The following is a 17,453-nucleotide window of genomic DNA, read 5'->3' as shown; positions in this document are numbered from 1 at the left end:
ACCGCACTCGACGGACACCCGCCCATCACCCGAGTCAACAACCCTGCGAGTCAATACACCTAGCCCCTCCCGTACCTCCCGGCCCGTCCCCCGTGCCCGTCCCTCAGTACTGGGTCTTGAGGTGCTGCCAGAAGCCGTCCCGCAGGGCGCGCCGCAGGGAGGCGTGGCCGCGCAGGGAGCGGCTGAGCAGGCGCTCCGCCTCGACGAGCAGGTCCTGGTCGACGGGGCCCGGGAGGTAGGGGGCGCCGGGCAGGAGCTCGGCGAGGCGGTCCCGGCCGCGCTCGGCGAGCCAGGTCGCGGCGATCTGGGCGCCGACGAAGCGGACCTCCTCACGGGAGGGCGGCGGCTCGCCCTCGTTCTCGTACGTGGTGACGGGGCGGCGGGTGACGTACGGGCGGCAGAAGTCGAGCTCGAAGGTGCGCTGGCTGTCGACCTCCCAGAGGAGTGCTTCGGCCTGGTTGCGGCCCTCGGCCGCCTCGATGCCCCAGAGGTGGACGCGGGCCCCGTAGCCCTGCGCGGCCTCGACGGCCGAGACGAGGTCCTCGTCGCCGCCGACGAGGGCGGCGTCGCTGATGGCGCGGTGGCGGGCGAGGGACTCCAGATCGGTGCGGATCAGGGAGTCGACGCCCTTCTGCTGGTTGTTGGCGTTCAGGTTGCCGAGGCGCACCTTGACGTCGGGCAGCTCGGCGATGGCCTGTTGCTCGGGGGTGTGGATCCGGCGCCGGGCTCCGTCGTACCAGTAGACGCGGAGCAGTCTGCTGTCCGCGAAGATCGTGCGGGCCTTGTCGATGAAGGCCTCGATCAGCCCTTCGGCGTCGAGGTCGAAGGAGCGCCGGTCCTCGGTGCCCGTCACCAGCAACCCGGCCGCAGCATGGACGTAACCCGCGTCGACGAAGATGGCGTGGGTGGACGGGGTCTTGGCCACCTCGGCCAGCATCCGCTGGAGGAGCTCGTTGGTGCGCTCCACACGGGCGTCGAGCGCGCTCAGGCGGGCGTCGAGCGCATGGGCGTCGGTCGTGGAGTCTGCGGGCACGTCGGCACGTGCGTCGGTGGGTACGCCGGCGGATGCTCCGGCGGGTGCGGCGGTGGTCTCTGCGTCGTTCATACGGGGCTCATTCTCCGCCGCCCGGGGCCCTGCCGCCACACCCTCCTACCCGCCAGTAGTTAGCCATCCGAAAATTTTCCTTAGCGTACGGAATGTTTTCCACCTACATCCCGTTGGACACATACGTAACGCAGTTCTCCATCAGGAGGATCAACTCAGACGAAGGGAGAAGCCCATGCGCTTCGAAATCCTGCGCCTCGACGACATCGACGGCACGCCCGTCGACAGCACGGTCGTGGACGCCGCCTCCGTCAATCGGATCGTGCAGCAGGCCGCCGCGATCGGCCAGCGCATCTGGATCCGCCCCGCCGAGACCTCCGCCTCGTAACAGGCCGGGTCCACACCACGCACCGCGCCCCCGCACGGACTTCGCAGCAGCGGAATCCGTACGGGGGCGCAGTGGTCTCTCCCGCGGGTCAGGCCCCCTGGACGACCTGGGTGACGCCGTTGATGATCTGCTGCACCGCGATGGCGGAGAGCATCATGCCAGCGAGACGGGTCACCAGGACCACGCCGCCGTCCTTGATGACCCGGATGATCACCAGCGAATAGCGCATGGTCAGCCAGAGCACGACGTGCATGGCCACGATGGCGGCCCAGACGGAGACCTGCGCGGAGGCGCTGTCGGCGTGCTGCACCGCGAGGATGACCGAGACGATCGCACCCGGCCCGGCGAGCAGCGGCATGCCGAGCGGCACCAGGGCGACGTTCACGTCCTTGGTCTGCTTCGGCTCGTCGGTCTTGCCGGTCAGCAGGTCGAGCGCGATGAGCAGCAGGAGCAGACCACCCGCGATCATCAGCGCGGGTACGGAAACGTGCAGGTAGTCCAGGATCTGCTGCCCGAGCAGGCCGAAGACGGTGATGACGCCGAAGGCCACGGCGACGGCCTGCCAGGCCATGCGGCGCTGGACCTTGGCCGGCCGACCGGAGGTCAGGGCGAGGAAGATCGGCGTGATCCCGGGGGGATCCATGATCACGAAGAGGGTCAGGAACAGCGAGCCGAAGACGGCGACGTCGAACACGGTGGGGTGCCTTGCGGGAGAGTCGAACGGTGGGGTGTCCACCCACCTTCGGAATCTTGGATTCCGCAGGTGGGACGACGCGGGGCGGGGGCCGCGCGGGATGGTGTGCAGGGGTTACGGGGTGAGACGGGCGTCCGGGCGAGGGGGCTGTGCGAACAGGGCCACGGGAACCGGCACCGACCACCGCTCCGGGCCTGGCGGGCCGCGCGAAGCAGTAGTGCGAAAGGATCATACCGGGCGAACCGAGCGGGCCGGGCGGAGGCCGGACCGGACGGATCGGCCGGAACCACACCGGGCGAACCACACCGGGCGAACCGCACCGGACGTCCGGACACCCGGAGGTCCGGACGTCCAGAGGCCCGGAGGCCCGGAGGCCCGGAGGCCCACCGCAGCCTGTACTCCCTGCGGTGCCCGTCGGGCAGGTCCTAGACGGCTCCCCCGGTGCCGGGGACCGCGAAGGCCCCCGTGGCACGGCGGATGATCTCGCCGTAGATCTCGGGGTCGGTCGTACAGTCGCCGGGGCGACAGGTCTTGCGGCTGCCGTGGTAGTCGCTGGAGCCCGTGACCAGCAGCCCGAGCTCCTTCGCGAGCCCGCGCAGCCGGGCGCGCGTCGCCTCGTCGTGGTCCATGTGGTCGACCTCGATGCCGTCGAGTCCGGCGTCGGCCAGCCGGGCTATCGCCGCCTCCGGCACGACCTCGCCGCGCTTGACGGCGAGCGGGTGCGCGAAGACGGTGACCCCGCCGGCGGCCTTGACCAGACGGATCGCCTCGAAGGGATCCAGCTCGTGCTTCCCGACGTAGGCCCGGCCGCCGTCGGCGAGCCAGTCGGGCGTGAAGGCTCCGGACACGTCCGGCACGACCCCGAGCTCGACGAGCGCCTCGGCGACGTGCGGGCGCCCGACGGAGCCGTCGCCGGCGATCCGGGCGACCTGCTCCCAGGTGACGGGGACGCCGAGCTCCTGGAGCTTGCCGACCATGGCGCGGGCGCGCGGCACGCGGTCGTCCCGGACGAGCTCGCGCTCGGCGAGGAGCGCGGGCTCCTCCGGGTCGAAGAGGTACGCGAGCATGTGCAGCCCGACGCCGTCGAGCCGGCAGGACAGTTCGGCGCCGGTGACGAGGGTCAGTCCCTCGGGCAGCGCGCGGATCGCCTCGGCGTGGCCGCGGGTGGTGTCGTGGTCCGTCAGCGCGACGACGTCGAGCCCGGCGGCAGCCGCGTTCCTGACGAGTTCGGCCGGCGTGTCCGTGCCGTCGGAAGCCGTGGAGTGGGTGTGCAGATCGATGCGCACGACGCGGTACTCCGGGGGCTCGACACGGACGAGGGACGCTTCAGCATAACGGGCGAATCGAACAGCCTTGTACGGATCCGGGCGCCCGGTCGCCCGTTACTTCAGCAGCCTCGGGGTGAGCGCGCCGCACGGCACGAGCTCGACCTCGGCGCCCGCGTCCCTCAGGTCCGTCAGGACCAGTTCGTCGTACATCAGGAGACCGGACTGCTCGGGCCAGACGATCGCCCACAGCCAGAGGCCGCGCGCCTCCCCCGCGAAGACCGCCCGGTCGTGCGGGGTGCCGGTGACGTGCCACAGCGGGGTGGGGCGTCCGGCGGCGAGGACCTTCGCCTGGGGCGGCTTGTCGATGGCCATGCCGGAGCCGGGATCGAGGCCGTCGATGCCGGCGTACCGCGCGCCGAGGCCGACGCCGAGCTCCTCGGCGATCAGGAGCAGCTCGCCGATGCCGCCGAGCGGGCCGGGACCCGAGCAGGCGACCGCGGTCGCGCGTCCGCCGCTGCGGTCGTCGCCCGCGTACGCGACTCCGGTGAAGAGCCAGCCGACGGGCAGGGGCCACGGCATCCACACCGGGACGTGGGACCGGTGCACCACGACACCGAGGGCCTCGACGCTGGGCGGGATCACGGGCTGGAGCGGGTGCACCGAGCCGTGCACGTCACACTGCCAGGAGTCGGCGAAGAGACCGGGCGCTCTGACCCTGCCACCGCACTTCGGACAACTGGGTTCGCCCCTCATAGGGCTCAACGGTCCTACCCCTCGGGCCCCGCGTCAAGGACGGCCCACGGACGATCACCCGTCCGGCCCGGGCCGTTCACCCGGGCCGCCCCCCGGTCGGCCCTCGGGCCACAACTCAGGCCGCCCCTCGGGCCGTCACGCCGGTCACCCCTCGGGCCGTCACCCGGTCCGTCACCCGGGTCACCCCTCGGGCCGTCACCCGGTCCGTCACGCGGGCCCTTCGCCCGAGCCGCCCACCGGAGCCGTTCACCCGCCGCCCCGCCCGGTCTCAGTCCAGGCTCACGGACCCGCGCAGCGGATCGCGCAGATCCGTGCCCCGGGCCAGCCAGCGCTCCTCCAGCGCCTGCGCCCCGTGCACGCGCTTCCACGCGGCCTCGTTCGGGGTCATCGGGAGCAGCGGCAGGAAGCGGACCGGGTCGAGCGGCTCGTCGAGCTCCAGGTCCTCCACGAGGCCGCCCGACTCGGCGACCAGGACCGAGCTGAAGGAGGCGCCCGGCCAGAGCGGCTCGCCCACGTCGAGCGAGGCGCCGGGGGCCACGACCACACCCTCGACCTGCGGGGTGGAGGCGAGCACCGCGAGCGGGCGCAGCACCTTGTCGGTGTCGGCGAGACCGGTCCGTACGGTCAGGACGAGCTCCGCGCGCGGGCCCTTCACGGGGTCGGCGAGGGCGGCGGTCGGATCGGCCATCGGCGAGGCGGACATCCCGAGGGTCGCGTACCGCACGAGGTCGCCGTCGATGAAGCGGAGCACTTCGATCCGATCGGTGCCGAGGAACGTCACCGCGGCGCGCGCGTCCGGTTCGCCGAGCGCCGTCCGCAGCCGGGCCTCGACCAGAGCAAGAACTTCTCCCATGAGCTGAGCATAAAGCGCGTATGGAACGGGCAAAGTCAGGGATTGACCCTCTGTCGGCTGATAGTCTTGGCCGCTGGTCGGGAGTCACGAACTCCTGATTACTCGTCACACGTCATCCCCCAAGGGGGACCGGCCGGAGGAGGTGGGGCTGCGATGGACCGAAGTCGGTCGGGCAGTACCAGTCGCTCTTCCGCCCCGCACCCGAGCCCGGTGCGCTTCTCCCTCCGGTGACCCCAGGTCCCGTTCGGACCTGCCTTCTCCGGCATCTCGCACGACGGAAGAGCATTTCGCCTTTGCCTGTCTGTAGCGAACGCCGTCACCGCGATCCCCCGGTGCCGCCCGCTTTGTGGACGACGTAGCTCCACGTCCCCATTCCGGGCTGTGCCACGCATCGCACCGCGACGGCCTCTCCGTGAAGGAGCATGCCCATGTCGATGATCCGTGACCTGCGCGCCGCCGTCCGGCCGAGCCTGCGGCACAGCCTGCGCAAGACCCCCACCACGTACACCTCGTACGACCCCACCCGCGACCACTCGGCCTCCAGCGCCGTGGTCGACTGCGCCGTCTACCGCGACGGGCGCCGGGTCGACGACCGCGACTGCCTCACGCCCCGCGGCGCGATGAGCCAGGTCCGGGAGAGCGGCGGCTTCGCCTGGATCGGTCTGCACGAGCCGACCGAGGCCGAATTCGCCGGTATCGCCGCCGAGTTCGGGCTGCACCCGCTCGCCGTCGAGGACGCCGTCCACGCCCACCAGCGGCCCAAGCTGGAGCGGTACGACGACACCCTCTTCACCGTCTTCAAGACGATCCACTACGTCGAGCACGCCGCGCTCACGGCGACCAGCGAGGTCGTCGAGACCGGCGAGGTCATGTGCTTCACCGGCCCCGACTTCGTCATCACCGTCCGGCACGGCGGCCAGGGCTCCCTCCGCAACCTCCGCCACCGCCTCCAGGGCGAGCCCGAGCTCCTCGCCAAAGGCCCCTCGGCCGTCCTGCACGCCATCGCCGACCACGTCGTCGACGGCTACATCGCGGTCGCCGACGCCGTCGAGCTGGACATCGACCAGCTGGAGATCGACGTCTTCTCGCCGAGCACGAAAGGCTCCACCCGCGGTACGGACACGGGCCGGATCTACCAGCTCAAGCGTGAGGTGCTGGAGTTCAAGCGGGCCGTCACGCCGCTCCTGCGTCCGCTGACCCTGCTCAGCGAGCGCCCGATGCGGCTGGTCGACCCCGACATCCAGAAGTACTTCCGGGACGTCGCCGACCACCTCGCCCGCGTCCAGGAGCAGGTCGTCGGCTTCGACGAGCTCCTCAACTCGATCCTGCAGGCCAACCTGGCGCAGGCGACCGTCGCGCAGAACGAGGACATGCGCAAGATCACCTCGTGGGCGGCGATCGTCGCCGTCCCCACGGCGGTCTGCGGCGTCTACGGCATGAACTTCGACCACATGCCGGAGCTGCACTGGAAGTACGGCTACCCGATGGTGCTCACCGGCATCATCGTGGTCTGCTTCAGCATCCACCGCATGCTCAAGCGCAACGGCTGGCTGTAGGGGGCCCGCTAGGCTTCGCGCCATGACTGAAGAGCTGCTCGGGTCCGCCCTCGTCGAGGAGGCCACCAAGAAGTCCGGCCTCGTCTGGGTACGGGGGACCGGTCCCGCCCGTGCGCTCTGGCACGTCTGGCACGACGGCGCCGCGCACGTCGTCGGCGACGGTCCCGGCGAGCAGCCGCTGCCGGGCCTGGCGGACGGCGGGACGGCCGAGGTCACGGTCCGCAGCAAGGACAAGGGCGGGCGGCTCGTCGCCTGGACGGCCTCGGTGCGCGAGCTCGCCCCCGGCACGGAGGAGTGGGACGCCGCGGTCGCCGAGCTGAAGGGCAAGCGGCTGAACGCCTCCGACGGCGAGGCCATGCCCGGGCGCTGGGCGCGCGAGTGCCGCGTCCTGCGGCTCGACCCCCGCTCCTCGACGACGGAGCTGCCGGACGGCTCCCTGGCCGCCGTGCCGCTGGCCTCGGAGGCCACCACCCGCCGGCCGGTGCCGGCCGCGCTCCCGAAGCTGCTGTTCCGCAAGCGCCGCCGCGCGTAGGGCGGGCCAGGCCACCCCCTAGGTGCGCGGCAGCTGCTTGCCGTAGTCGAGGGTCTCCTCCTTGGACGGCTCCGCGAGCGGGAAGTCCTTGTTCCACTCGGAGAGCACGACCACGCCCGCTCCCCCGCCCCGCGCGAACTGCAGCGGGTACGGGGAGCCCACCAAGGCCACGTCGAGCGTGCCGCCCTCGCCTTCGGCGCCGCCCTTGACCTTGATCGTGCGGACGCCGCCGATCTGGTCGCGGTCGCCCTTGACCTTCTCTCCGTGCAGGCCGATCAGCCCGCCGAGCAGCACGTCCATGTCGGTGAAGCCGCGGAACTGCTTGTACGAGGGGTCGCCCTGCGGCACCTTCACGTACATGTCGTCGAGCTTGTCGGCGGCCTCGGTGTCCGCCTCGGAGGGCTCCTCGGTCGCCTTGTCGTCGTGCGCCCAGAAGTCCGCGTCCGCCTTCAGGTAGAGCGCGTCGCCGATCCGCAGCAGCTCGAAGGTGCTGTTCTTCGTCGTGACCGAGCCGGCGGCGCCCTCCTGCTTGAGCCGCATGTTGAGCTTGAAGGTGCCGCCCTTGCTGACGAGCGTCCCCGAGAGCCGTACGGCCTTCGCCGCGTCGGCGGCCGACTGCGCCTTCTGCTCGATCTCGGGCGCGGAGAGCTTCCCGACCCCGTTGGTCCCCTCGTCCGGATCGGCGCCGCAGGCGGTGAGTCCGACCGTCAGTCCGGCGCAGAGCGCCAGGGGCGCGACGGCCCTGCGGATACGCGACGACGGGGTACGAACAGCCATCTGCGCTGCCTCTCGTGTCGTGGGGGGCATGCCGGGCCATGGCCCGTACGGGGTGCCGTGGGACGGCTGCGGGCCGGATCGGCGGAATGGCCGGGTCCGGTTCCGGGCCGAGGAGGGGGGACGGCAGACCGCAGCGTACCCGGGCCGGGTGACGGGCCCCGCAGGCAGCCGTACGGAGCCCTTGCCGAAGCGGGTCGGAACGGCACGGGCTAGCCTGAACCAGGCAAAGCTCCGCGAGAACCGGCAGAGCTCTTGCCACGACTCGAATCGTGCGGCACCGAGGAGGCGCGTGGCATGGCGGCAGGCGCCCCCCGGATCTTCGTCTCCCATCTCGCGGGAGTCCCCGTCTTCGACCCGGTCGGCGACCAGGTCGGCCGGGTCAGTGACCTGGTGGCGATGCTCCGCGTCGGCCGCAGACCGCCCCGGCTGCTCGGCATGGTCGTGGAGGTGCTGAGCCGCCGCCGCGTCTTCGTCCCCATGACCCGCATCACCGGCGTCGAGTCCGGCCAGGTCATCACCACGGGCGTGGTCAACATGCGCCGCTTCGAGCAGCGGCCCACCGAGCGGCTCGTCCTCGGCGAGCTCCTCGACCGGCGCGTCCGGCTCGTGGGGGCCGACGGGCGGGAGGGCGAGGAGGTCACCGTCCTCGACGTCGCCATCCAGCAGCTGCCCGCCCGCCGCGACTGGGAGATCGACAAGGTCTTCGTCCGCAAGGGCAAGGGCGGGGTGCTGAGCCGCAAGGGCGAGACGCTGACCGTCGAGTGGTCGGCCGTCACCGGCTTCTCCCTGGAGGAGGAGGGACAGGGCGCGGAGAGCCTCGTCGCCACCTTCGAGAAGCTGCGCCCCGCCGACCTCGCCAACGTCCTGCACCACCTCTCCCCCAAGCGGCGCGCCGAGGTGGCCGCGGCCCTCGACGACGACCGGCTCGCCGACGTCCTCGAAGAGCTGCCCGAGGACGACCAGATCGAGATCCTCGGCAAGCTGAAGGAGGAGCGGGCCGCCGACGTCCTGGAGGCGATGGACCCGGACGACGCGGCCGACCTGCTGTCCGAGCTGCCCGAGGAGGACCAGGAGCGGCTCCTCACCCTGATGCAGCCGGACGAGGCCGCCGACGTGCGCCGGCTCCTGTCGTACGAGGAGCGCACGGCCGGCGGTCTGATGACGACCGAGCCGATCGTGCTGCGCCCGGACGCCACGGTCGCGGACGCGCTGGCCCGGGTGCGCCAGCAGGACCTGTCGCCGGCGCTGGCCGCGCAGGTGTACGTGTGCCGGCCGCCGGACGAGACGCCGACCGGGAAGTACCTGGGCACGGTGCACTTCCAGCGGTTGCTGCGGGACCCGCCGTTCACGCTGGTCAGTTCGCTCGTGGACAGCGATCTGCCGCCGCTGGGCCCGGACACCCCGCTGCCCGCCGTGACCAGCTATCTCGCCGCGTACAACATGGTCGCCGCGCCCGTCGTGGACGAGAGCGGTTCGCTGCTCGGCGCGGTCACCGTCGACGACGTCCTCGACCACCTGCTGCCGGACGACTGGCGGGAGACCGAGTTCCACGAGGAGGGGACCGCGCATGGCCGCTGAGCGGGGGCAGGAGCGGGAGCGGGACCGGGAGCGGCCGATGGCCCGCATCCGGCTCGACCTGCCGCGCGAGCGCCGGGCCAGGCTCCTGCCGGAGTACGACCCGGAGGCCTTCGGGCGGACGTCGGAGCGGATCGCCCGGTTCCTGGGGACGGGGCGCTTCCTGGTCTGGATGACCCTCACGGTCGTCGTCTGGATCGGGTGGAACATCTTCGCGCCCGCGTCGCTGCGGTTCGACGAGTACCCGTTCATCTTCCTGACCCTCGCCCTGTCCCTCCAGGCCTCGTACGCGGCGCCGCTGATCCTGCTCGCCCAGAACCGGCAGGACGACCGGGACCGGGTCAATCTGGAGCAGGACCGGAAGCAGAACGAGCGGTCGATCGCGGACACCGAGTACCTGACCCGCGAGGTCGCGGCGCTCCGCATGGGCCTCGGCGAGGTCGCGACGCGCGACTGGATCCGCTCGGAGCTCCAGGACCTGATCAAGGAGCTGGAGGAGCGCCGGGATCTATTCCCGTCCGGCGAAGGACACGGAAGTGACGTACCCGACCGTTGACAGCCCTTTCATGGGCCGGTGGTCGGCGCCGTACCATCGTCGGTATGGCTATGGAAGACGCGGTGCTCGAAGCACTGGCGACGGTGAACGACCCCGAGATCAACAAACCGATCACTGAGCTCGGCATGGTCAAGTCGGTGGAGATCGAACCGGACGGCAAGGTCGCCGTCACGGTCTACCTCACCGTCTCCGGCTGCCCGATGCGGGACACGATCACGCAGCGCGTGACCGAGGCCGTCTCCCGGGTGGAGGGCGTCACCGGTGTCGACGTCACGCTCGACGTGATGAGCGACGAGCAGCGCAAGGAGCTGGCCGCGGCGCTGCGCGGGACCGGTGCGGAGCGCGAGGTGCCGTTCGCGAAGCCGGGCTCGCTGACCCGGGTGTACGCGGTCGCCTCCGGCAAGGGCGGCGTCGGCAAGTCCTCCGTGACCGTGAACCTGGCCGCGGCGATGGCGGCGGACGGTCTGAAGGTCGGTGTCGTCGACGCCGACATCTACGGGCACAGCGTGCCCCGCATGCTGGGCGCGGACGGCCGTCCGACCCAGGTCGAGAACATGATCATGCCGCCGTCGGCGAACGGCGTGAAGGTCATCTCCATCGGCATGTTCACCCCGGGCAACGCCCCGGTGGTGTGGCGCGGCCCGATGCTGCACCGCGCGCTCCAGCAGTTCCTCGCGGACGTGTACTGGGGCGACCTGGACGTCCTCCTGCTCGACCTGCCCCCGGGCACCGGCGACATCGCGATCTCGGTCGCGCAGCTCGTGCCGAACGCGGAGATCCTGGTCGTCACGACCCCGCAGCAGGCCGCCGCGGAGGTCGCCGAGCGCGCCGGTTCGATCGCCGTTCAGACGCACCAGAAGATCGTCGGCGTCGTGGAGAACATGGCGGGCCTGCCGTGCCCGCACTGCGACGAGATGGTCGACGTCTTCGGCACGGGCGGCGGCCAGCGCGTCGCGGACGGCCTGACCCAGACCACCGGCGCGACCGTCCCCGTGCTCGGCTCGATCCCGATCGACGTGCGGCTGCGCGAGGGCGGCGACGAGGGCAAGCCCGTCGTCCTGTCCGACCCGGACTCCCCGGCCGGCGCGGCCCTGCGCGCCATCGCGGGCAAGCTCGGCGGCCGCCAGCGCGGCCTGTCGGGCATGAGCCTCGGCATCACCCCGCGCAACAAGTTCTGACGTAGGACACGACGAAGGGGCGTCCCTGATGGGGGCGCCCCTTCGTCATGCCGTCAGGCGTACGTCCTGCCGATTCCGTCAGGTGTACGTCTGACGGTGTGGTCAGGCGTACGTGTGACGGTGTGGTCAGGCGTACGTCTGACGGTGTGGTCAGGCGTACGTCTCCAGGTCCTTGATCTGGGAGAAGCCCAGACCGTACGCGCTCATCCCCCGCCCGTACGCCCCCAGGTGCACCCCCGCGGCCGACCCGGCGAGCACCCAGCCGAACTCCGACTCGCGGTAGTGGAAGGGCATCGGGACCCCGTCCACCGGCAGCGACAGCGTCGACCAGGCGGGCCCGTCGAGGTCGTCGGCGAGCTCGAAGGCCGTCTCGGTCTGCTGGTCCAGCCAGTTGTCCCGCAGTCCGTGGTCGAGCGAGGCGGGCCAGGTGTGGACCAGGAGACCCGAGCCGGCCAGCCAGGCCGCCGAGGAGACCGTGGTGGCGTCCAGAACGCCCGTGCCGTCCCCCGTCCGCCGGACGGGGCTCGCGGCCACGGTCACGACGACGGCGAACCGCTCCTTCTCCGCGGCGGTCGCGTCCGACTTTATGGACGGCGTGTCACCGTGCCCGGTCGACCCGTGCTGCACGCTGCCGTCCGCCGCCGTACCGACCTGCATCAGCCAGCGCGGGCCGGTGAACGCCTCGTCGAGGCCGTACCAGGCGAACGGTGCCCGCAGATATCCCTCGGGGGTACGCCGCGCCGTCGGTACGCCCTCCACCCGACTCGTGGTCTCCAACTCGGCCGCCTCCTCGTTCCGTCAACAGAGGGAGGATAGCCACCAGGACGCGTCGGGTCGGTGACAGCCCGTCGTCAGGTCGCGTCGGAGTCGTACGGCGGACGCTCTGCGGTGTCTGTTTTGTCCTGCTTCTTGAGGAGGTCCGGGGTCCCGGCAGCAGTACCGTTGACCGTCGCGGGCGCCGACTCCCGGTTGTGGACCGCGTCCGCGACCTCGTTCATCTCCTTCTTGAGGTCGAAGGTGCCCCGCAGCTCCTTGAGCTCCCTGAGGTCCTCGTTGCCCTCCATCTGCTTGCGCAGGAAGGTCTTGGGGTTGAGGTCCTCGAACTCGAAGTCCTTGAACTCCGGTCCCAGCTCGCTGCGGATGTCCTCCTTCGCGCTGTCCGAGAACTCCCGTACCTTCCGGATGAAGCGCGAGACGTCCTGGATGACCTTCGGGAGCTTGTCAGGCCCGAAGACGAGCACGGCGAGGACCACGAGGGCCACCAGCTCGAGTGCGCCTATGTCGCTGAACACCTAGTAGCTCCTTCACGCCGGTCCAGGGCCCGGTCCACGGTACCCGCCCAAACTGTCGGACGGGTACCTCCCGGTGTCCGCCATATGGCACTCAGGTGCCCTGCGACGATCCGAGTGTCAGCGTCTTGGTCAGCTCTTTGCCACCGCGGGTGAGGGTGAGCCGCAGTTTGTCACCGGGGCGGTGGGCGCGGATCTTCACGATCAACTCCTCGCCGTTGTGCACGCGCTGGCCGTCGACCTTGGTGATGACGTCGCCGGGGCGGAGGCCCGCCGCGGCGGCCGGGCCGCCGGGGGTGACGGAGGCGGCGCCGTCCTTGCCCTTCTCGCCGACGCGGGCTCCGTCGCCGTTGAACTGCATGTCGAGGCTCACACCGATGACGGGGTGGGTGGCCTTGCCGGTGTTGATGAGCTCCTCGGCCACCCGCTTGCCCTGGTTGATCGGTATGGCGAAGCCGAGGCCGATCGAGCCGGGCTGGCCGGCGCTGCCGCCGTCGCCGTCACCGGAGCCGCCGGCAGCGCGGATCGCGCTGTTGATGCCGATGACCCGGCCCTTGGAGTCGAGCAGCGGGCCGCCGGAGTTGCCGGGGTTGATGGGGGCGTCGGTCTGGAGGGCGTCGACGTAGCTGATGTCGGTGCCGTCGCCCTTCTCGCCGCCGGCGGTGATCGGGCGCTCCTTGGCGCTGATGATGCCGGAGGTCACGGTGTTGGAGAGGTCGAAGGGTGCGCCGATGGCGACGACGGGGTCGCCGACGCGGACGTTCTCGGAGTTGCCGAGGGGCAGCGCCTTGAGGCCGGAGACGCCGGTGACCTGGACGACGGCGAGGTCGTAGCCGGTGTCCTTGCCGACGATCTTCGCGCGGGCGGTCTCCCCGCTGGAGAAGGTCACGGTGATGTCCCCGGACGACTCGGCCGCGTCGACCACGTGGTTGTTGGTGAGGATGTGGCCCTTGGTGTCCAGGACGAAGCCGGTGCCGGTGCCGGAGGAGCCGCCGCCGCTGACGTGCAGGGTGACGACGCCGGGCAGCGCGGCGGCGGCGATGCCGGCCACGCTCTCGGGGGCGCGGTCGGTGTCCCCGCCGTCGGCCTGGGGCAGCTCGACCGTGGTGAGCCCGCCGTTCCGCTCGACGTAGGCGCCGATGCCGCCGCCGATGACGCCGGTGACGAGTGCGAAGACCAGGGCTCCGGTGAGCGCGAGGCCCTTCCGGGACTTCTTCACGGGCGCCGGGGCGAGCCCGACGCCGCCGACGGCCCCGCCCCAGGGGTCGTACTGCATCCACGGGGCGTTCCCCCCGTGCTGCGGCGGTACGGGGGGCACGGCGGCCTGCTGCGGGGGTACCGGGGGCACGGGGCCCTGCGGCTGGGCCTGCGGCGGTACGGGGGCCTGGGGCGGCACGGAGGCCGCCGGGTGCTGCACGGGCGGCGCGGGCGCCCACGGGCCGGGCTCGCCGTAGGGCGGCGTCCGGTACTCGTCGGGCGCGTGCAGGGGCTGGGGGGCGGGCTGGCCGACCGCTTCCGGGGCGGCCTGGGACACGTCGGCCACGGGGGCTTCGGCGACGGGGGCTTCGGCGACGGGGGCTTCGGCGACGAAGGCCTCGGTGACAGAGGCTCCGGCGACAGAGGCTCCGGTCACGGGCTCGGCGGCCGGCTCGTCCTTCGTCAGCAGGACGGTCGGCGCGGGCTCGGCGGCGGTCACGGTCCCCGGCTCCGGCACCTCGGTGCGGGGCGCGTCGGAGATCTCCGTCGTGTCGGCGCCGGCGCCGGACTCGGCTGCGGCTCTCATGACCTCGGCCTCGGCCTGCGGCTGGGGCGCGGGCAGGGGGAAGTCACCGTCGCCGTCGTCACCGCTGTCGGCCGGGGGCGGCGAGGGTATCCGCGCCGCCTCCGGTGCCGTCGAAGGCCGGCTCCACCAGTTCGGCTTCCCGTCGTTCATGCTCTCCCCGCAACCCGCTGACCCGTCCGCGCCCCTGGCTCGGGCGCCCCTGTCCCTGGATTCAACCAGGTCGCGGGTCAGCGGTGGGAGCCGAGCGGTGCGTTCGTCGGGCTCGCCGCCGGGCTGGGACCGGGGGCGACCGCCAGATCGAGGGCCGGGCCCGTCGGTCGTATGAACGGCGAGAGCGCGAAGAACGACTGCATGGCCTGGTTCTGGAGGCGCACCGCCACCAGCGGAGCCGTGCCGGGGCGGGCCGCCTCCGAGGGGACAGTGCCCGCGGGAGCCCGGTCGGCGGGGGTGGCGGTACGGGCCGCGAGCGGTGTCAGCGGCTCCCCGGCGACGGACTGGGCGCCCGACCGCTCCCCGGAGCGCGTACCGCGTGTGGCGCCGGTGGTGCCCGCGGCGCCGCCCGTGGCCGTGGCGCGCATCGGGGTGACCGCGCTGCCCGTGCCCTGGCCGCCGCGTCCGCTCGCGCTGACCGAGGTCTCGACCGGCATCGTGCCGCCGAGGGCGATCGCCGCGAACGAGACCGCGCTGGCGGCCGCGAAGGCGAAGCGCCGGCCGCGCCCGGACGTGCCGGAGGCGCGGTCGCCGACGTCGTGGATGCGGAAGCCGGTGCCGGTGTGCGGGGAGTTCGGGGTGACGACCGCCGCGGTGGCGAAGCCGTCGGACTTCAGCGCCGCCGCGTCGAGGAGCTCTTCGAGGGGCCCTCGCGGCGCTCCGGGTCCACCGGAGCCGCCCGAAGGCTCACCTGGTCCCCCGGGGAGCCCCTGGAGCCTGGCGAGGAAGCCCTCCGAGGGCGGTGGGGGCGCCGCGGAGGCGAAGACGCTCTTCACGGTGCGCTGCGCATCGGCCTCGGCCTTGCAGCGCGCGCAGGTCACGAGGTGCGCGAGCACCCGCTCCCGGGCGTCGTGGCCGAGCTCGCCGTCGACGAGCGCCGCGAGCCGGTCCCCGAGGTGGTGCTCCGCGGGGGGCTGCGACGAGGGTCGTGTGCCGCTCACGCTGTCCCCGCCTCCCAACCCACGGAGGCGAACGCACGCTCCGCCCGGGCCTCGGGCGAGCGGTGCTTGAGTGCCTTGCGCAGATGGGAGCGCCCGCGGTGGATCCGGCTGCGGACGGTGCCGAGCTTCACGCCGAGGGTCGCGGCGATCTCCTCGTACGACAGTCCTTCGATGTCGCAGAGGACGACGGCGGCGCGGAACTCGGGCGCGAGGGTGTCGAGGGCATGCTGCACGTCGGCGTCGAAGTGGGTGTCGTTGAACACCTGCTGCGGTGACGGCTCACGGCTGGGCAGCCGCTCGGCGGCGTCGTCGGCGAGCGCGTCGAATCGGATGCGCTGCTTGCGACGGACCATGTCGAGGAAGAGATTGGTGGTGATGCGGTGGAGCCAGCCCTCGAAGGTGCCCGGCGTGTAGGTCGACAGCGAGCGGAAGACGCGGACGAAGACCTCCTGGGTGAGGTCCTCGGCGTCGTGCTGGTTGCCGGTGAGGCGGTAGGCGAGGCGGTAGACCCGGCCACTGTGCGTGCTGACGATCTCCTCCCAGGTGGGCGGAGTCCACGCCTGCGATTCCGCATCCGATGCGAAGGTCGCGGTGGTGGGAGCGGAGTCGGTGGAGCGGCTTCGGTCAGCGGTGTCGGTCACGGATTTCGGCTCACCCGCCGACCTGAGAAGACGCCGAAGCACTCCTCCCCGATCCACAGGCGCAGCCGCACCTCCCCTGTCGGCTCTGGTGGTGTCCAGTGGAGCCCCTACCATAGCCACCTCGCCCGTTAGCTCCGGATAAGAATCTTTACGCGAATTTGGGACCGGCTCGCCCGGCTGCCGCCGGCCGCGTCCCACCCCTGGTGAACGCGCGGTCCCATCTGCGGGTTCCCGCTGACAGCGGATACAGTCACCGTTGCGTCAACTACGGGGACAGGAGAGGGCCATTACCGCCAACCGGCAGACGGGCTGGTCGTTCGCCGACGCCTTCGTCGCCGAGGACGAAGCTCTGCGCTGGGCCCGGGACCGGGCCCGGGAGGCAGGGCTGCCCTCGGTGTCGCCCGGCACCGGTGGCGCGCTGCGCCTGCTCGCGGCGACGGCGGACGCCAAGGCGGTGGCGGAGATCGGTACCGGCACGGGCGTGTCGGGCATCTACCTGCTGCTGGGCATGCGGCCGGACGGGGTCCTGACGACGGTGGACCTCCAGCCGGAGCGCCAGCAGCTCGCGAAGACGGCGTTCCGCGCGGCGGGCTTCGCCGGCAACCGGGCCCGGTTCATCCCCGGCCGCGCCCTCGATGTCCTGCCGCGGCTCGCGGACGGCGGATACGACCTCGTCTTCTGCGACGGCGACCGCCTGGAGTACCTGGACTACCTCGCTGAATCGTTGCGCCTGCTGCGACCTGGGGGGCTGGTCTGCTTCGAGGGCGTCTTCGCGGACGGCCGGACGGTCGACTCGGCGGCCCAGCCGGCGGAGGTCCTGCGGGTCCGCGAGCTGCTGCGCGCGGTGCGGGAGAGCCAGGAGCTGCTGCCCTCCCTGCTGCCGGTGGGCGACGGCCTGCTCTGCGCCGTACGCCGCGGCTGACGTTCGGCGTTCGTCCCCCTCGGACACATCCACCCCGGACACCCCCGGACACATCCACCCCGGACACTCCCCCGGACACACCCACCCCGGACACACCGCTGCCCCGGCACGGTCGGGACCGTCCGGGGCAGTGGCGAGGAATCGTCGAGGGTCAGGTCAGCCGACGACCTTCTTCAGGGCGTCGCCCAGCGCCTCGGCCTCACCCGGGGTCAGCTCGACGACAAGCCGACCGCCGCCTTCGAGCGGAACGCGCATGACGATGCCCCGCCCCTCCTTGGTCACCTCGAGCGGGCCGTCACCCGTCCGCGGCTTCATGGCCGCCATGCTTGTTCCCCTTCCTGAAACCAGCTCATCGTCAGCCGGGCAGCTCTTTGATGCAGAGCACGCTTCACGGCTTCGAACACATTGCTTCCAGGTCATTATCCCGCATCGCAGGACCCGATGACCAACATCGATCTGCATCGCTTCCGCAACGCGCTCTCTCAAAACCCC

General features: G+C 71.9%; 19 protein-coding genes. 7 read left to right on the top strand and 12 right to left on the bottom strand.

Annotated features, from left to right (window positions below):
* Positions 1–103: 103 nt before the first annotated feature.
* Positions 104–937: an NYN domain-containing protein gene (locus IE124_RS24900; protein WP_223835462.1), complete on the bottom strand. Its 834-nt coding sequence runs from the start codon at positions 935–937 to the stop codon at positions 104–106.
* A 343-nt stretch (positions 938–1,280) separates the two neighbouring features.
* Here IE124_RS24900 and IE124_RS24895 point away from each other — a divergent pair, with 343 nt between their 5' ends.
* Entirely contained in the window at positions 1,281–1,433 is a 153-nt protein-coding gene (locus IE124_RS24895) for a DUF8834 family protein (protein ID WP_099054331.1), read from the top strand.
* An 88-nt stretch (positions 1,434–1,521) separates the two neighbouring features.
* Here IE124_RS24895 and IE124_RS24890 read toward each other — a convergent pair whose 3' ends face one another.
* The 4 genes from IE124_RS24890 to IE124_RS24875 form a co-directional block, all read right to left on the bottom strand.
* On the bottom strand, positions 1,522–2,127 hold the full coding sequence (locus IE124_RS24890; RefSeq protein WP_189510325.1) for a MarC family protein: 606 nt from the start codon (positions 2,125–2,127) through the stop codon (positions 1,522–1,524).
* 425 nt (positions 2,128–2,552) lie between these two features.
* Entirely contained in the window at positions 2,553–3,413 is an 861-nt protein-coding gene (locus tag IE124_RS24885) for a PHP domain-containing protein (protein ID WP_189510323.1), read from the bottom strand.
* Between the two features lie 96 nt (positions 3,414–3,509).
* The gene (locus IE124_RS24880; protein ID WP_189510321.1) at positions 3,510–4,148 is read right to left on the bottom strand and encodes a DUF6758 family protein; all 639 of its coding nucleotides are present in this window, start codon (positions 4,146–4,148) and stop codon (positions 3,510–3,512) included.
* 268 nt (positions 4,149–4,416) lie between these two features.
* On the bottom strand, positions 4,417–5,001 hold the full coding sequence (locus IE124_RS24875; protein ID WP_189510319.1) for a suppressor of fused domain protein: 585 nt from the start codon (positions 4,999–5,001) through the stop codon (positions 4,417–4,419).
* A gap of 428 nt (positions 5,002–5,429) precedes the next feature.
* On the opposite strand from IE124_RS24875, the gene IE124_RS24870 reads away from it, so the two are divergent.
* Both IE124_RS24870 and IE124_RS24865 read left to right on the top strand, forming a co-directional pair.
* Positions 5,430–6,557: a magnesium and cobalt transport protein CorA gene (locus tag IE124_RS24870; protein ID WP_189510316.1), complete on the top strand. Its 1,128-nt coding sequence runs from the start codon at positions 5,430–5,432 to the stop codon at positions 6,555–6,557.
* A gap of 22 nt (positions 6,558–6,579) precedes the next feature.
* Positions 6,580–7,089, top strand: coding sequence for a hypothetical protein (locus IE124_RS24865; protein ID WP_189510314.1), 510 nt, complete (start codon positions 6,580–6,582; stop codon positions 7,087–7,089).
* A gap of 18 nt (positions 7,090–7,107) precedes the next feature.
* Here the strand turns inward: IE124_RS24865 and IE124_RS24860 are convergent, their stop codons facing one another.
* Positions 7,108–7,866, bottom strand: coding sequence for a hypothetical protein (locus IE124_RS24860; protein WP_189510313.1), 759 nt, complete (start codon positions 7,864–7,866; stop codon positions 7,108–7,110).
* A gap of 294 nt (positions 7,867–8,160) precedes the next feature.
* On the opposite strand from IE124_RS24860, the gene IE124_RS24855 reads away from it, so the two are divergent.
* Genes IE124_RS24855 through IE124_RS24845 form a run of 3 tightly spaced genes read left to right on the top strand, consistent with a single transcriptional unit; the run spans position 8,161 to position 11,175 of the window.
* Positions 8,161–9,444 carry a magnesium transporter MgtE N-terminal domain-containing protein gene (locus tag IE124_RS24855; RefSeq protein WP_189510311.1) on the top strand — a complete coding sequence of 428 codons (1,284 nt, stop codon included), beginning with the start codon at positions 8,161–8,163 and terminating at the stop codon, positions 9,442–9,444.
* Positions 9,434–9,997 (top strand): DUF1003 domain-containing protein, encoded by a 564-nt coding sequence (locus IE124_RS24850; protein WP_189510309.1) that lies wholly within the window; start codon positions 9,434–9,436, stop codon positions 9,995–9,997. The genes IE124_RS24855 and IE124_RS24850 overlap by 11 nt, the downstream gene beginning before the upstream one ends.
* Positions 9,998–10,041: 44 nt before the next feature.
* Positions 10,042–11,175 (top strand): Mrp/NBP35 family ATP-binding protein, encoded by a 1,134-nt coding sequence (locus IE124_RS24845; RefSeq protein ID WP_189510307.1) that lies wholly within the window; start codon positions 10,042–10,044, stop codon positions 11,173–11,175.
* 150 nt (positions 11,176–11,325) lie between these two features.
* Here IE124_RS24845 and IE124_RS24840 read toward each other — a convergent pair whose 3' ends face one another.
* The 5 genes from IE124_RS24840 to sigE all read right to left on the bottom strand — a co-directional run bounded on the left by IE124_RS24840 (position 11,326) and on the right by sigE (position 16,153).
* Positions 11,326–11,952 carry a hypothetical protein gene (locus IE124_RS24840; protein WP_189510305.1) on the bottom strand — a complete coding sequence of 209 codons (627 nt, stop codon included), beginning with the start codon at positions 11,950–11,952 and terminating at the stop codon, positions 11,326–11,328.
* Positions 11,953–12,026: 74 nt separating this feature from the next.
* Positions 12,027–12,467: a sec-independent translocase gene (locus IE124_RS24835; RefSeq protein ID WP_189510302.1), complete on the bottom strand. Its 441-nt coding sequence runs from the start codon at positions 12,465–12,467 to the stop codon at positions 12,027–12,029.
* Between the two features lie 91 nt (positions 12,468–12,558).
* Positions 12,559–14,397, bottom strand: coding sequence for a S1C family serine protease (locus IE124_RS24830; protein ID WP_189510300.1), 1,839 nt, complete (start codon positions 14,395–14,397; stop codon positions 12,559–12,561).
* Between the two features lie 77 nt (positions 14,398–14,474).
* Complete coding sequence (locus IE124_RS24825) at positions 14,475–15,398, bottom strand: anti-sigma factor family protein (RefSeq protein WP_189510298.1); 924 nt, start codon at positions 15,396–15,398, stop codon at positions 14,475–14,477.
* The gene (sigE, locus tag IE124_RS24820; RefSeq protein ID WP_189510296.1) at positions 15,395–16,153 is read right to left on the bottom strand and encodes an RNA polymerase sigma factor SigE; all 759 of its coding nucleotides are present in this window, start codon (positions 16,151–16,153) and stop codon (positions 15,395–15,397) included. The genes IE124_RS24825 and sigE overlap by 4 nt, the downstream gene beginning before the upstream one ends.
* Positions 16,154–16,295: 142 nt before the next feature.
* Between sigE and IE124_RS24815 the strand changes: the two genes are divergently transcribed.
* Positions 16,296–16,961 carry an O-methyltransferase gene (locus tag IE124_RS24815; protein WP_150266352.1) on the top strand — a complete coding sequence of 222 codons (666 nt, stop codon included), beginning with the start codon at positions 16,296–16,298 and terminating at the stop codon, positions 16,959–16,961.
* 156 nt (positions 16,962–17,117) lie between these two features.
* On the opposite strand, the gene IE124_RS24810 is transcribed toward IE124_RS24815, so the two are convergent.
* Positions 17,118–17,285, bottom strand: coding sequence for a DUF3117 domain-containing protein (locus IE124_RS24810; RefSeq protein WP_017239934.1), 168 nt, complete (start codon positions 17,283–17,285; stop codon positions 17,118–17,120).
* Positions 17,286–17,453: the final 168 nt, after the last annotated feature.

Source organism: Streptomyces narbonensis (genome assembly GCF_014649015.1).
Lineage (GTDB): Bacteria > Actinomycetota > Actinomycetes > Streptomycetales > Streptomycetaceae > Streptomyces > Streptomyces narbonensis.
Note: the sequence above shows the minus strand (reverse complement) of the source record. Positions and strands in the feature narration are given on the sequence as shown.